At 53.1% G+C, this 826-nt stretch carries 2 protein-coding genes; both read right to left on the reverse strand.

Features of this window, described 5'->3' with window-relative positions; all coding sequences use genetic code 11:
* On the reverse strand, nucleotides 1-224 hold a 224-nt coding region (locus tag PSEMO_RS01625; RefSeq protein WP_081430181.1), incomplete at its 3' end, for an IS3 family transposase.
* A 56-nt stretch (nucleotides 225-280) separates the two neighbouring features.
* The coding region (locus PSEMO_RS01630; RefSeq protein ID WP_218641229.1) for a transposase at nucleotides 281-826 on the reverse strand (546 nt) is incomplete at its 5' end.

An 826-nucleotide genomic window follows, 5' to 3' on the forward strand; every position in this document is an offset into this window, starting at 1 on the left:
TTTTTAGGCCGCACTACCGCCTGCAAACCTTGGTCTGCCATCAGTCGCTCCACAACCTTCTTGTTCACCAGGACGCCTTGATTCTTGATCGCCAGCGTCACGCGCCGATACCCATAGAGCCCTTTTTCCTTGTGATAGACCTGACTCACTAGTTCTTTCAGATGGGCGTGTTTATCCGGCCTTTGAAGGCTTTTGAGCTGGTAATAGAAGGTGCTGTTCGACAACTCAACCAAGTCCAGCAACGCTGACAGCGGGAACCGGGTTCGGAGTCTGGAAACGATCAGCGTTTTTTCTCTTGCCTTCGCTCCTTCTCCTCTCTCAAAGCCTTCAGCTCCTTTAGGACAGCGTTCTCCATGCGCAGATACTCGAGTTCCGCCATGAGCTGATCTCGTGGCTTCAGCGCGTCGTCGGTATCAGTGGGTTTGAGTGGCTTAATCTTCTTGGACACGTCGGTAGGCTTTTTTCGTTGAGAGGCAGAGGAGGCAAGGTTGCCACTGTAGTACTGGTCCTCCCAAATGCCTATCCGAGAGGACTGGCCCAAGCCAAAATGCGCTGCCGTTTGACGCAGGGAAAGCCGGTGCTCGCGCATGTGCTGCACAACTCTGCGCTTGAAGTCGATGTGGTAGCGCTGACTATGAGGTATGGAACTGATAGTGGAGCGAGCTTTGTAGCTGGCCACCCAGCGCCTCAGCAGGCTGAAATCGATGTTGAAATGCTGGGCTACCTTTCGAAAACCATCACTGCCCTCTAGATAGGCAGTGATGGCTGCCAGCTTGAACTGTTCGGTGTACTTCATAACTCCCCCAAGGGTTGGATTAGTCTCCAA

The organism is Pseudomonas putida (assembly GCF_001941965.1).
GTDB classification, from domain to species: Bacteria; Pseudomonadota; Gammaproteobacteria; order Pseudomonadales; family Pseudomonadaceae; genus Aquipseudomonas; species Aquipseudomonas putida_L.